A 12,442-nucleotide genomic window follows, 5' to 3' on the forward strand; every position below is an offset into this window, starting at 1 on the left:
TGCCACCAAAAAGGCCGCATTCGCGGCCTTTTCCTTTTCTGCTTGCAGCGGGTTTTACCCTACCAACTCTTTGCCGTAATCGAACAGCGCTTTCAGCAGGGCGGTTTTCTCTTTGTCGCCTTCGTGCAGGTTATACAGCGATTCGAGCTGCAGCAGGTAACTCTGCACGCGCTCCGCGCTTAACGCTTCCTGGCGGTGCTGCAGCCAGCGGCGCTGCTCGGCATCGTCCAGCGTATTCGGGTAGTTGCGCGCGCGGAAGCGGAACAGCAGCTCTTTCATGCGGCCGTCGCTGAAGGCCAGATCCAACGCCGGCAGGTTTTGCGGCTTGGTCTGCTGAATAATCCTCATTGCCGCCTTGTCGGCGTCGCTGAAGAAACCGTCGTACAACCGGGCGTCGACGTCGTCGGAGCCTTTGAACGGCTCGGCTTCGGCGAACAGCGCCACCACTTTCTCGCGCACTTCCGGGTGCTGTTTCAGCAGCTGCAGGTTCTGCAGGCAGGCCTGGCGATCGATGCCCAGCCGCTCGGCGTTCTCCGGCAGCAGGGTTTTGGCCGGCGCCAGCACCGGGCATTTGTTGATGTGCACCAGCTTGATCGGCACCGGCGCCTGATCCGGCGCCAGGTCGTCGCGGCGGGTATACAGGCGTTCACGCAGCTGCTCGGCGCTCAGCGTCAGCAGCGGCGTCATATCGCCGGCGAGATCGCACATGATCACCGCGTTCTTGTTGTCCGGGTGCCAGGCCAACGGCGACACCCAGCTGGTGTTGCCGCGCGCTGCGCCGAACATACCGGAGACATGCACCAGCGGCGTCATTTCGGCGACGTCGATCAGGGCGTTCAGTTTGTGTTTGTTGCGGTGCTGCAACAGAAAATCGAACAGCCGGGGCTGCGCCTGCTTGACCAGTTTGGCCATGGCGATGGTGGCGTAAACGTCCGACATCGCGTCGTGAGCCTGCGTGTGCTCGACGCCGTTGGCGCGCGTCAGGTGTTCGAGGCGGAAGCTGGGGAAGCCGTCTTCGTTTTCCGGCCAGACGATGCCGTCCGGGCGCAGGGCATAGCAGGCGCGCATCACATCCAGCAGATCCCAGCGCGAGTTGCCGTTTTGCCAGCTGTAGGCATAGGGATCGTAGAAATTGCGATAGAAGATATTGCGGCTCACTTCGTCATCGAAGCGGATGTTGTTGTAACCGAGAATGCAGGTGCCGGCCACGCTGAAGGCCTGATGGATTTGGCGGGTGAACTCGGCCTCGTTAACGCCTTTGGCGCGCGCCACCTGTGGCGTGATGCCGGTGATCATCACCGCCTCGGGTTCCGGCAGGTAGTCGTCGGCCGGGGCGCAGTAGATGACCAGCGGCTCTTCGATAATGTTGAAATCCATATCGGTGCGCACGCCGGCGAACTGCGCCGGGCGATCCAGCGACGGGCTTTTGCCGAAGGTTTCGTAATCGTGAATATAAAATGTGGCCGTTGCCTTGCTGCTCAAAATCGCGTCTCTTCAGTGGCGGATACAAGATGCCCCTATTGTAACGGCGTGGGGAGCGATGCCAAGCGGCGGTTAGCGAAATGCGCGCAATTACGCACGGCGATAATAATCCAGCCGTTGATGAAAGTAGGGGAGCAGGTGGTCGGGGATCTGTTGTTCCGTTTCCGCCTGGGTCGAGGCGATGCCGTAGCGCTCGTTGTAGATCACGCTGATGGCCAGCAAATCGGTTTCTATTTTTTCGCGTTGTGCCTGCGGTAAGCTATCCAGCTTTCGAGCCATCGTTATCTCCCTGTTAACCTTAGGGCATAATAGGATCGTTAGCGGGTCTTGTCCCTACCCATTCCGGGGGGCGGTGGACGCCTGAGCGCCTTGCTGCGAGCAGGGGGCCAGGCTGTGGCGCGCGGCGAACTCGCTCTGCGGCTGGTGTGCATTGAGGCGATCCGCCCGGTTATACAGCGAACAGGCGCCGCCGATGACCGCCACCCAAAACAGGGTGCACAGCAGCAAAACCCCCAACCAGGCTTTTTGGTTATAGGTCATAAGTCCTCCACGGACGAGAAGAGAAATAACATTGACCGTTAAATTAAATCAGGGGCTACATCAATGGTATTTAAACAGTAGGGATTAATCGCAATGCGTGCCCGACTCTTTTGTTACGAAATCCATGATGGATGTTTCAAAAGATTCCTTAAGATAATATTAAGAAAATTGAGTAGGGGCGCCGTAATTCTATTTAATATTTGTTTAATTATCCGCAGATACAATCTTCCACATTCAATGCCAATGTGGGTGACAATTATGAAAACGCTACTGTTGACCGGCGCTACCGGCTTTCTCGGTGGTGCAGTTCTCGAAAAATTATTGATTGAAAATCAGTCTATTAATTATCTTTTACTGGTGCGCGCCGATGATGCGCAGCAAGGGCTGGCCCGTATTCGCGCGAATATGGAAAAGTTTAATATCGATGCGAACCTGCTGTCTAAAATTACGATAGAAAATATATTGTTGGGCGACCTTTCCGAGCCGGCCGACTTTTTAACTGACGCACGTATTAACAATGTCACGCACGTTATTAACTGTGCGGCCGTTGCTTCATTTGGTAATAACCCGCTCATTTGGAAGGTAAACGTAGAAGGCACTCTGGCCTTTGCCGAAAGAATGGCGCAGGTGCCGGGATTAAAACGTTTCCTGCACGTCGGTACCGCCATGTCTTGTTCGCCGGAGCCGGGTTCGCTGGTGGCGGAGAGCGGCGAGTTTGAGGAAGACGCCGAGCACCTGGTGGAATATACGCGTTCCAAATCCACCATCGAACAGCTGATGCGCCAACGCTGCCCGCAAATGCCGCTGACCATCGCTCGTCCGTCGATCGTGGTGGGGCACACCCGCCTGGGCTGCCAGCCTTCCAGCAGCATTTTCTGGGTGTTCGGCATGGCGCTGATGCTGCGCAAATTCATGTGCTCGCTGCAGGACAATATCGACGTGATCCCGGCGGACTACTGTGCGGATGCACTGGTGATGCTGATGAACAGCGAAACGCTGGAGAACGACGTGTATCACATCTCTGCCGGCGTGGAGAGCAGCGTCAGCTTTGCCGAAATCGACAACGCCATGGCGGCCGCGCTGGAAAAAGCGCCGGTGGGCGATGAGTATGCGCAGGTGACGTATGACGCGCTGGTGAAAATGCGCCGCCAGCTGAAAGACATTTTCGGCCCGTGCAACGAGCGGCTGATGCTGAAAGCGATGCGCCTGTACGGATCGTTCGCCATGCTCAACGTGCGCTTCAGCAACGAGAAGATCCTCAAGCTGGGTATGCCGAAGCCGCCGCGCTTCACCGACTACATCGCCGGCTGCGTACAGTCGACCCGCGGGCTGTCTATCCAGCAGCAGATGGTGGTGGACTTCAAATAACCGCCGGGCGCAGCGGGCGCCCGAGGTTGTTCCACTACCAGGACGAAGAGGACCAGAAGACGCGGCCGAGCACTACCAGTTGCTCTTTGCGCTGCTGATAGCTGAGGTGCTCGTCCTGGTACTCTTCCCGGTTGAGGGAGCGGATGATGACGCCGCCGTCCGGCTGCTCGATCAGCACCTTCACCCGCAGCAAATTGCCGTGGCGGATGGCGTAGGTCTTGCCTTCCCGGATGCGCGTGTCGTCGGTGTTGATGCCGACCACGTCGCCGTCCTGCAGGCGCGGCTCCATGCTGGAGCCGGAGATGCGAATGATGCGCGCGGCGTTGACCGCCACCCCCATCTTGTGCAGGTAGTAACGGCGGAAGATCAGCGAAAACTCCTCGCGATCGACGATTTCGTAGCAGCCGTCGCCGGCGGAAAAATCAATATCCAGCAGCGGGATCTCCACAAACTCTTCCTTGTCCTGTTCGGTATCTTCCCATACCACCGGTTTTAAACGGGCGGGCTGGAAGTCCGACTCCGCCGCCACGTTGTCAAACGGGCGCACCAGCTGCTTTTCGTGAAACACGTCGAACCAGCCCTTGGGCAAATTCAGCCTGGCCTCGATCCGCCTGGCCAGATTGTCGCCAAGATTGCGGGAGGATTTTTCCCCGATGATTTGGCTCAGCGTCGGCGCGGAAGACTCAACCAGCGTGGCGAACTCATTCTGGTTGACGCCTTGCCGGGCGTAGCGGGCCATCAATTCGCGCAGATTGTTGCGCCTGATTTCTTTAGTTTCCATTGTTCGATGATCGCACTCTTTAGCAAAAAGGTAAATAACGGTTTTGCTAAAAAACGCTTGCGCATAATTTAGCAATTAGCTAAAACAAAAAGGGTGAGCCAAAGGTTCACCTGTGCGGAGCGGCCTGTCATGATGAGAGGCCGCTCAGTGAAATCAAACGAGAGAGGGACTTTACGATGTACAAGATTGATTACAATAGCTACCGATCGGTCGCCAGCTTCGGCCACCGCGTGCGCTTTCTGGTGCTGCACTACACGGCGCAAAACTTTGCCGACTCGGTGAAGTCGTTGACCGGAAAATCGGTCAGCGCGCACTATCTGGTGCCGGATCCGACCGAGGCCACCTATCAGGTCGCCGGCTTTAGCGGCGTGCGCATTTTCAACCTGGTGGACGAGAACGAGCGCGCCTGGCATGCCGGCACCAGCCAGTGGGGCACCCGCAGCAATATCAACGACACCTCGATCGGCATCGAGATCGTCAACCTGGCGAGCGGCGACGGTGAAAACATCACCTTCCCGCCGTTTAACCCGCAGCAGATCGAGGCGGTCACCCAGCTGGCGCAGAATATCCTGCAGCGTTACCCGGACATCTCGCCGGTGAACGTGGTGGCGCACTCCGACATCGCCCCGGGCCGCAAGAGCGATCCGGGCCCGCAGTTCCCGTGGCAGCAGCTGTATCAGGCCGGCGTTGGCGCCTGGTATGACGAGGCGACCAAGCAGCAGCGCCAGCAGGAATACTGCCGCCAGGGGCTGCCGGCGCAGGCCGAGCTGCTGAAACTGTTCGCCCAATACGGCTATGACACCTCGGCGGCCAATACCGCAGAAGGCTATCGCCAGCTGGTGCGCGCGTTCCAGCTGCACTTCCGCCAGCAGAAGTATGACGGCGTGATGGATGTCGAAACCGCCGCCGTTCTGCGCGCGCTGGTCGACAAGTACGCCGCCTGAGCCTGACCGCGAATGGGGGACGCCTCATTCGCCTTTTCCTTGCCGGGCTTCCTCCGCTAAAATAGCGGCCTGGCTGGTCTTTATCGGAGGCATTGTGCGCCTCGATCGAAAAATCTCTTCCCTTGAATTGCTAACCTACCGCCACTATCGCATTGTCCACGGCGTGCGCATCGGGCTGGCGTTTATCCTGACCTTTCTGCTGATCCGCTTGCTGGCGGTGCCCGAAGGCACCTGGCCGCTGATCACCCTGGTGGTGGTGATGGGGCCGATCTCGTTTTGGGGCAACGTGCTGCAGCGGGCGCTGCAACGCATTGCCGGCACGGTGTTCGGCGCCGCGTCCGGCCTGATCGCCCTGTATTTGGAACTCTATTCGCTGCCGCTGATGCTGGTTTGGTGTGGCGTGGTGATGTTCGTCTGCGGTTACCTGACGCTGGGCAAACGGCCGTATATGGCGCTGCTGGTGGGGATCACGCTGGCGGTGGTGTGCGGCGCGGGCGCCGGCGACATGCATACCGCGCTGTGGCGCAGCGGCGACGTGATCTTCGGCTCGTTGCTGGCGCTGCTGTTCACCAGCATCTACCCACAGCGCGCCTATATTCTGTGGCGCATGCAAATGGCGGATTGCCTGCAAACCGCCGCCCGCCTCTACGGCGCGTATTTTTCGCCGAACGTCATTGAGCGGCCGCGGCTGGAGCCGCAGCTCAAGGACCTGCTGAATCAGGTGGTGAAGCTGCGCAGCCTGATCGTGCCCGCCAGCAAGGAAACCCGCATCCCCAAAGCGGTGTTCGAGGCGGTGCAAACCCTCAGCCGCAATCTGGTGTGCACACTGGAGCTGATGGCCGACGCCTACTGGGCCTCGCGCGAAACGCACTTCATCATGTTGAACGCCCGCACGCTGCGCAGCACCCAGCTGCTGACGCTGAGCTCGCTGGAATCGCTGGCGGTGCTGATGCGTGAAGGGCCCCAGGCGCAGCGGCAGGCGGCGGCGGGGCAGCTGGCGGAGATCGCCGGCGAGCTGAAAACGCTGATGCAAGAGGTCAGCCTCGGGCAGCACGGCGAAGCGCCGATTTACGGCTATGTCTGGCTCAGCATGGAGCTGGCGCAGCAGCTGGAAGAGCTGGGGGATCTGCTCCAGGTCTGCACCGCCGCCGGGCGCGAATAAGGGGTCAGATCATGAAGGCGGCGCTTTGGGTTTTGGCCGCCGGGGCAAAGTGGGTAAGATAAGGCAATCACTGTTGTGCCGGACCGCCACAAACCTGTATCTTGGTGCCATGTGGCCGTAAGCAAATGAATCTGTGTATTACTAAAGCAAGGGTATAAAGATGGATAATGCAAATAAGCCGAGTTTCCAGGACGTGCTGGAGTTTGTGCGTATGTTCCGCCGCAAAAACAAACTGCAACGCGAGATCGTCGACAACGAAAAGAAAATTCGTGATAACCAGAAGCGCGTGCTGCTGCTCGACAACCTGAGTGAGTACATCAAGCCCGGCATGAGCATTGAAGACATTCAGGGCATCATCGCCAACATGCGCAGCGACTACGAAGATCGCGTTGATGACTACATCATCAAAAATGCCGATCTGTCCAAAGAACGCCGCGAGCTGTCCAAAAAGCTGAAAGCGATGGGCGAAGTGAAGTAACCCGCTTTAGCGGGCCGAGCGTCCTGCCTGGCCCGCATCCTTATCCCGCCTGATTTTCCGTTCTTGCCGACACTGCCGTTTCCGTTGGGGCGTTCCCCGGCGGCCGAAGGCGCCTCCCCGTCCTGCAGGATCTGCAGGTGACCGCCGGGGAACGCTTGTTACTGCTCCGCGCCGTACATGTCGAAGTCGAAATACCTGTCGTTGATTTTCTTGTACGTGCCGTTGGCGCGGATCGCCTGCAGCGCGGCGTTGAAGGCGTTCAGCAGCGCGGTATCGTCTTTGCGCACCCCGATGCCGTCGCCGACGCCGAAGTATTTGCTGTCGGTCAGCTCGGCGCCGATAAAGGCGAAATCTTTGCCGCCGGGCGTTTTGAAGAACTCGCTGGCGCTGACGCTGGCCAGCAGCGACGCATCCAGCCGGCCGTTGGCCAAATCTTCGTTCACTTCCTGTTGGCTTTGGTAAGCCACCACGTTAACGCCGGCCGGGCGCCACAGCGCGTTGGCGTAGGCCTCCTGGCTGGAGCCTTGCTGCACGCCGACCGATTTGCCTTTCAGGGAGGCGACGGTAGGCTGCAGGTTGCTGCCCTTATGCGCCACCAGCCGCGCCGGGGCGTTGGAGACCTTGCTGGAGAAGGCGATCTGCTGCCGGCGCTGCGGCGTGATGGTCATCGACGAGGCGATGGCGTCGAACTTCTTCGCCTGCAGGCCGGGGATCATGCCGTCCCAGCTGCTTTCTACCCACACGCATTTGGCCTGCATCTGGTCGCACAGCGCCTGGGCGATATCGACGCCGAAGCCGGTCAGCTTGCCCTGCGGGGTTTTATATTCCAGCGGTGGAAAGGTGGGATCGATGCCCAGCTTGATCACTTTGCCGCTGAATTCACCGCTCAGCGCGGGAAAGCTCGCGGCCAGCGGCAGCAACAACAACAGCCCTTTGATGGTTTTCATGTCATTTCCTCAGCGTTAGCGATGAAACCGCAGGGCGAGCCAAAAAGCGCTCGACCAATTTGACCCAGTAGGTGGCGCCCAGCGACAGACTGTCGTCGTTGAAGTCATAACCGGGGTTGTGCAGAGAATTGCCCGGCGTGGCGGGGCCGTTGCCGATCGAGATGTAGCTGCCCAGGCACTTCTCCAGCATAAAGGCGAAATCTTCGCTGGCGGTGAACGGCCGCAGCGTGGGGATAACCCGGCTCTCTCCGGCCCATTCCAGCGCCACCGCGCGCGCCAGCTCGGTTTCTGCCGGGTGGTTCACCAGCACCGGGTAGCCGTGCTGATAGTCGATCTCCGCGCGGGCGCCGAAGCTGGCGGCCTGCGCCGTGACCAGCTCGGTGATGCGCTGCTCCAGCCGCTCACGCACCGCCGCCGTCAGCGCGCGCACGCTGAGCGTCAGGGTAGCGGTCGCCGGGATCACGTTGGCGGCCTGGCCGGCCTGCATCGCCCCCACGGTGACGATCGCCGTTTCCTGCGGATCGATATTGCGCGCCACGATGGTTTGCAGGCTCATGACGATGGCCGCGCAGGCCACCACCGGATCGACGGTGCTCTGCGGCACCGCGCCGTGGCCGCCGTGGCCGTGCAGGGTAATGTGTACCGTATCGGCCGAGCACATGAAGGGGCCGCTGGCGAAGCCCAGGTGGCCGGTGGGGAAGCCGGGCACGTTGTGCATGGCGAACACCGCGTCGCAGGGGAAGCGCTCAAACAGGCCGTCTTCAATCATCACTTTGGCGCCGCCGCCGCCTTCTTCCGCCGGCTGAAAGATCAGGTGCAGCGTGCCGCTGAAGTTCGGCTGCTGCGCCAGATAGCGCGCCGCCGCCAGCAGCATGGCGGTGTGCCCGTCGTGGCCGCAGGCGTGCATCACCCCGGCATGGGTGCTGGCGTGCGGCAAGCCGGTCGTTTCGGCAATCGGCAGGGCGTCCATGTCGGCGCGGATGCCGAGCGATCTTCCCGGCCCGCGCTGCAGTGTGGCGACAACGCCGGTTTGTCCTACGCCGCGCGTGACGCGGTAACCCCATTCCTCCAACCGCTGCGCCACCAGATCCGACGTCGCGAACTCCTGGAAGCCCAGCTCCGGGTGGGCGTGAATGTGGCGGCGAAGCGCGACCATCTCATCATGAACGGCGGCGATCTCAGGCAGTACGAGTGAAGGGTTCATCACGGTCTCCGGCAAAAGAGTCCCGACCAACGGGCACGGAACGGGGCAGAGGGATAGGCATCGAGACTAGCAAACTCCGTTTTTGCCGGGTAGCCGCCGTTCGGTTATGCTGACAACCAATGATTGTCAGGAGGTGAACATGAAACTGCACCAACTGCAGGCGCTGGTGGCCAGCGCCGACAGCGGCAGCATTCGCGCGGCGGCGCGGCATCTGGGGCTGTCGCAGGCGGCGGTGACACGCGCGCTGCGCGAACTGGAGCAGGAACAGGCGCTGCCGCTGCTGATCCGCACCCCGACCGGGCTGGGCTTTACCCCCTACGGCAAAACCCTGCTGGCGCACGCCCGGCTGGTGTTGAATCAGCTGGAGCAGGCTCAGGGAGAAATGGCGGCGCTGCGCGGGCGGGCGGCGGATCTGGTCAAGGCGGCGATCACCCCCTGGTTGATGCTGACGGTGCTGCCGCCGGCGGTGATGGCGTTTCGCAGCAAGGTGCCGGCGGTGCGGCTGGAACTGTCGGAAAGCCTGATGGCCAACGCCCAGTCGCAGCTGCGCGAGGGCACGATGGACTTTGCCATTACGCCGCTGCCGGCGTCGTCGGCGCCGCAGGAGTTCCACTGCGAGCCGCTGCTGGAGTATGAAACGGCGTACATGGTGCGGCGCGGCCACCCGCTGGCGCACAGTACCTCGCTGCATCAGCTGCTGGAGCAGGATTGGGTGATGAGCTATACCCCGGAAAGTTTCGATGCGCTGCTCGACGAGGTGTTTCACCGCCACGGCGCGCGCCTGCCGCGCCAGCGCATTATCCAGGCGCATTCGTTCGGCATGCTGCAGGCGCTGGTGGAGTCCGCCGAGATGTGCACCTGGTGCCCGCGGCCGATCGTCGCGCTGCCGCAGTTCGCCTCCCGCGTGCAGCCGCTGGCGCTGCGGGAGAGCTGCCAGCCGGCGCAGCTGAATATCGTCACCCGGCGTAACAGCATTCTGAGCGCCGCCGCCCATGCGTTTATCGACACGCTGGTGCGCACCCTGCGCCAGCAGGCGCGATCGTCGCGGCCGGAAGATCGCCAGATCTACGATCGCGTGCGCCTGCTGATTTAGCGGATCCCCCCGGTTCGCCGATCTCGTAAATGGGATCGCGATCCGCATTTGTAGCATTTTTAGCCGCAATGTTAACGATATGTGATTTCGCTCAAATAATTATTTTTGCAGCTTTGGTTATATGTCGCTCTATGTTCACGTTGTCATTTTGAGTTTTCCTGGGTGTTTGATGATTAATTAATTGAAATTTATCACTTTATAACGTTGGTTGTTTTTTGTTGGATAAAAATGACAACGTCAACATTAAGAAAATTCAAGCGTTTAACGAGTGTATTGGAGGAAGAGATGAGCCAGTTGCCGGAAAAAATGCGTGCGGTCGTTTGCCACGGCCCGCAGGACTATCGTTTCGAACAGGTGCCCACGCCGCTGCCGAAGGCGCGCGAGCTGGTGATCAAGGTGGAAGGCTGCGGCATCTGCGCCGGCGACTGCAAGTGCAAGAATGGCGCACAGATGTTTTGGGGGGAGAACCCGTGGGTTAAACCGCCGGTGGTGCCGGGCCACGAGTTCTACGGCCGCATCGCCGCGCTGGGCGAGGGCGCGGAAGGCAAATACCGGCTCGGCGAGCGGGTGATCGCCGAGCAGATCGTGCCGTGCTGGGAGTGTCGCTACTGCAAATCCGGCAGCTACTGGATGTGTGAGACGCATAACATTTACGGCTTTCAAAAAGACGTGGCGGAGGGCGGCATGGCGGAGTACATGCGCTTTTCCGAGAACGCCATCGTGCACAAGATCCCGGAAAGCCTGAGCCATGAAGACGCGGTATTGATTGAACCGATGGCCTGCGCCATCCACACCGTGGCGCGCGGCGACATCCAGCTGGACGACGTGGTGGTGCTGGCCGGCGCCGGGCCGCTCGGGTTGTGCATGGTGCAGGTGGCGCGCCTGAAAACGCCGAAGAAACTGATCGTGATCGACGCCATCGACGAGCGGCTGGCGCTGGCGAAGGAATTTGGCGCCGACGTAGTGATCAACCCGCTGAAGGAAGACGCCGACCAGATCGTCAAATCGCTGACCGGCGGCTACGGCTGCGACGTTTACATCGAGGCCACCGGCGCGCCGATCGGCGTCACCCAGGGGCTGCAGATGATCCGCAAGCTGGGCCGCTTCGTGGAGTTCAGCGTGTTCGGCAAGGAAACCACCGTCGACTGGTCCATCATCGGCGATCGCAAAGAGCTGGACATCCGCGGCGCGCACCTGGCGCCCTACAGCTACGAAATCGCCATCGATCTGTTCGAGCGCGGGCTGGTGACTTCCAATGGCGTGATTACCCACAGCTATTCATTGAACGACTGGGACGAAGCCTTCGCCCTGGCGGACTCGACCGACTCCATCAAGGTGATCCTGGTTCCCTGACCCTCCCGCCGTACCGCTGTTGCAGTCACGACCGCCGGCCCGCTCGCAATGGGGGGCCGGCCGGTCGGCCAAACGTAAAGACATGCTGTTGCTCTGATAACCACAACAAGAAGCTTCCCTACAGGAGAATTGGCTATGTTTTCATTATTCAAAAAGACCCTGCCTTTTATCGTCGCCGGTGGAATGTTGGCGGCCAGCCATGGGGCGCTGGCCAAGCAAATCACTATCGGTATGTCGTTCCAGGAAATGAACAACGACTACTTCGTCACCATGAAGCAGGCGCTGGATCAGGCGGCGGCGGATATCGGCGCCAAGGTGTACGTGGCCGATGCGCGCCATGACGTTGCCAAACAGATCGGCGACGTGGAAGACATGCTGCAGAAGAAGGTGGATATCCTGCTGATCAACCCGACCGATTCGGTGGGGGTGCAGTCGGCGGTGATCTCCGCCCATAAGGCCGGCGCGGTGGTGGTGGCGATCGACGCGCAGGCGGAAGGGCCGCTGGACTCGTTCGTCGGCTCGGAAAACTACGACGCCGGCTTCCAGGCGGGCGAGTACCTGGCGAAAGCGCTGGGTGGCAAAGGCAAGGTGGCGATCCTCGACGGCATCCCGGTGGTGCCGATCCTGGAGCGCGTGCGCGGCTTTGAAGCGGCGATGAAGAAATACCCCGACATCAAGATCGTCACCAAGCAAAACGGCAAGCAGGAACGCGACACCGCGCTGACCGTGACCGAAAACATGCTGCAGTCGGCGCCGGATCTGGCGGGTATCTTCAGCGTCAACGACGTCGGCGCGCTCGGCGCCCTGGCGGCGATCGAAAGCAACGGCGCCAAGGTCAAGCTGGTGAGCGTCGACGGCCAGCCGGAAGCCATCAAAGAGATCCTCAAGCCGAACTCGCCGTTTATCGCTACCTCGGCGCAGTTCCCGCGCGACCAGCTGCGCATCGCGCTCGGCATTGCGCTGGCCCGCTACTGGGGCGCCACGGTGCCGAAAACCGTGCCGGTCAAAGTGAAGCTGATCGACCGCAGCAATGCGGCCGGCTTTAGCTGGTAACAGCGGCCAGGTTCGCCCCGCTGCGGCGGGGCGTTCG

At 60.6% G+C, this 12,442-nt stretch carries 13 protein-coding genes; 7 read left to right on the forward strand and 6 right to left on the reverse strand.

Annotation, left to right across the window (positions count from 1 at the left end; genetic code table 11):
- Positions 1–54 precede the first annotated feature (54 nt).
- The 3 genes from sbcB to ACUXAC_RS02760 all read right to left on the reverse strand — a co-directional run bounded on the left by sbcB (position 55) and on the right by ACUXAC_RS02760 (position 2,022).
- Entirely contained in the window at positions 55–1,482 is a 1,428-nt protein-coding gene (sbcB, locus tag ACUXAC_RS02750) for an exodeoxyribonuclease I (RefSeq protein ID WP_033635248.1), read from the reverse strand.
- Positions 1,483–1,572: 90 nt separating this feature from the next.
- Entirely contained in the window at positions 1,573–1,761 is a 189-nt protein-coding gene (locus ACUXAC_RS02755) for a DNA polymerase III subunit theta (protein WP_049200522.1), read from the reverse strand.
- A gap of 54 nt (positions 1,762–1,815) precedes the next feature.
- Complete coding sequence (locus ACUXAC_RS02760; RefSeq protein WP_038877873.1) at positions 1,816–2,022, reverse strand: hypothetical protein; 207 nt, start codon at positions 2,020–2,022, stop codon at positions 1,816–1,818.
- Between the two features lie 258 nt (positions 2,023–2,280).
- Between ACUXAC_RS02760 and ACUXAC_RS02765 the strand changes: the two genes are divergently transcribed.
- Positions 2,281–3,390: an SDR family oxidoreductase gene (locus ACUXAC_RS02765; protein ID WP_049200545.1), complete on the forward strand. Its 1,110-nt coding sequence runs from the start codon at positions 2,281–2,283 to the stop codon at positions 3,388–3,390.
- Between the two features lie 34 nt (positions 3,391–3,424).
- On the opposite strand, the gene ACUXAC_RS02770 is transcribed toward ACUXAC_RS02765, so the two are convergent.
- Positions 3,425–4,171 carry a S24 family peptidase gene (locus ACUXAC_RS02770; RefSeq protein ID WP_019453597.1) on the reverse strand — a complete coding sequence of 249 codons (747 nt, stop codon included), beginning with the start codon at positions 4,169–4,171 and terminating at the stop codon, positions 3,425–3,427.
- Between the two features lie 176 nt (positions 4,172–4,347).
- On the opposite strand from ACUXAC_RS02770, the gene ACUXAC_RS02775 reads away from it, so the two are divergent.
- From ACUXAC_RS02775 to tmaR, 3 genes are all read left to right on the forward strand, one after another.
- The gene (locus ACUXAC_RS02775; RefSeq protein ID WP_439069207.1) at positions 4,348–5,115 is read left to right on the forward strand and encodes an N-acetylmuramoyl-L-alanine amidase; all 768 of its coding nucleotides are present in this window, start codon (positions 4,348–4,350) and stop codon (positions 5,113–5,115) included.
- Positions 5,116–5,209: 94 nt separating this feature from the next.
- Entirely contained in the window at positions 5,210–6,277 is a 1,068-nt protein-coding gene (locus ACUXAC_RS02780; protein ID WP_070914537.1) for an FUSC family protein, read from the forward strand.
- A gap of 160 nt (positions 6,278–6,437) precedes the next feature.
- A complete protein-coding gene (tmaR, locus tag ACUXAC_RS02785) occupies positions 6,438–6,755 on the forward strand; it encodes a PTS system regulator TmaR (protein ID WP_004935612.1) in 318 nt (105 codons plus the stop codon).
- Between the two features lie 158 nt (positions 6,756–6,913).
- Here the strand turns inward: tmaR and ACUXAC_RS02790 are convergent, their stop codons facing one another.
- Together ACUXAC_RS02790 and ACUXAC_RS02795 are read right to left on the reverse strand one after the other, a co-directional pair.
- Positions 6,914–7,702, reverse strand: a complete 789-nt coding sequence (locus tag ACUXAC_RS02790; protein WP_038877877.1) for an ABC transporter substrate-binding protein — start codon at positions 7,700–7,702, stop codon at positions 6,914–6,916.
- 1 nt (position 7,703) lies between these two features.
- Positions 7,704–8,906, reverse strand: a complete 1,203-nt coding sequence (locus tag ACUXAC_RS02795; protein WP_454266463.1) for a M20 aminoacylase family protein — start codon at positions 8,904–8,906, stop codon at positions 7,704–7,706.
- A gap of 139 nt (positions 8,907–9,045) precedes the next feature.
- On the opposite strand from ACUXAC_RS02795, the gene ACUXAC_RS02800 reads away from it, so the two are divergent.
- The 3 genes from ACUXAC_RS02800 (at position 9,046) to ACUXAC_RS02810 (ending at position 12,405) form a co-directional block, all read left to right on the forward strand.
- The gene (locus ACUXAC_RS02800; RefSeq protein WP_060420262.1) at positions 9,046–9,999 is read left to right on the forward strand and encodes a LysR family transcriptional regulator; all 954 of its coding nucleotides are present in this window, start codon (positions 9,046–9,048) and stop codon (positions 9,997–9,999) included.
- A gap of 285 nt (positions 10,000–10,284) precedes the next feature.
- Positions 10,285–11,352: a zinc-binding dehydrogenase gene (locus tag ACUXAC_RS02805; RefSeq protein ID WP_060420265.1), complete on the forward strand. Its 1,068-nt coding sequence runs from the start codon at positions 10,285–10,287 to the stop codon at positions 11,350–11,352.
- A gap of 135 nt (positions 11,353–11,487) precedes the next feature.
- The gene (locus tag ACUXAC_RS02810) at positions 11,488–12,405 is read left to right on the forward strand and encodes an ABC transporter substrate-binding protein (protein WP_015378502.1); all 918 of its coding nucleotides are present in this window, start codon (positions 11,488–11,490) and stop codon (positions 12,403–12,405) included.
- The last annotated feature ends 37 nt before the right edge of the window (positions 12,406–12,442 follow it).

Source organism: Serratia sp. 121840015-1 (genome assembly GCF_053627655.1).

Excerpts from the sequence above, each read along its gene's own strand:
- ACUXAC_RS02755 (WP_049200522.1), bottom strand. The coding sequence starts at position 1,761 with ATGGCTCGAAAGCTGGATAGCTTACCGCAGGCACAACGCGAAAAAATA.
- ACUXAC_RS02760 (WP_038877873.1), bottom strand. The coding sequence starts at position 2,022 with ATGACCTATAACCAAAAAGCCTGGTTGGGGGTTTTGCTGCTGTGCACC.
- ACUXAC_RS02765 (WP_049200545.1), top strand. The coding sequence starts at position 2,281 with ATGAAAACGCTACTGTTGACCGGCGCTACCGGCTTTCTCGGTGGTGCA.
- ACUXAC_RS02770 (WP_019453597.1), bottom strand. The coding sequence starts at position 4,171 with ATGGAAACTAAAGAAATCAGGCGCAACAATCTGCGCGAATTGATGGCC.
- ACUXAC_RS02775 (WP_439069207.1), top strand. The coding sequence starts at position 4,348 with ATGTACAAGATTGATTACAATAGCTACCGATCGGTCGCCAGCTTCGGC.
- tmaR (WP_004935612.1), top strand. The coding sequence starts at position 6,438 with ATGGATAATGCAAATAAGCCGAGTTTCCAGGACGTGCTGGAGTTTGTG.
- ACUXAC_RS02790 (WP_038877877.1), bottom strand. The coding sequence starts at position 7,702 with ATGAAAACCATCAAAGGGCTGTTGTTGTTGCTGCCGCTGGCCGCGAGC.
- ACUXAC_RS02795 (WP_454266463.1), bottom strand. The coding sequence starts at position 8,906 with ATGAACCCTTCACTCGTACTGCCTGAGATCGCCGCCGTTCATGATGAG.
- ACUXAC_RS02800 (WP_060420262.1), top strand. The coding sequence starts at position 9,046 with ATGAAACTGCACCAACTGCAGGCGCTGGTGGCCAGCGCCGACAGCGGC.
- ACUXAC_RS02805 (WP_060420265.1), top strand. The coding sequence starts at position 10,285 with ATGAGCCAGTTGCCGGAAAAAATGCGTGCGGTCGTTTGCCACGGCCCG.
- ACUXAC_RS02810 (WP_015378502.1), top strand. The coding sequence starts at position 11,488 with ATGTTTTCATTATTCAAAAAGACCCTGCCTTTTATCGTCGCCGGTGGA.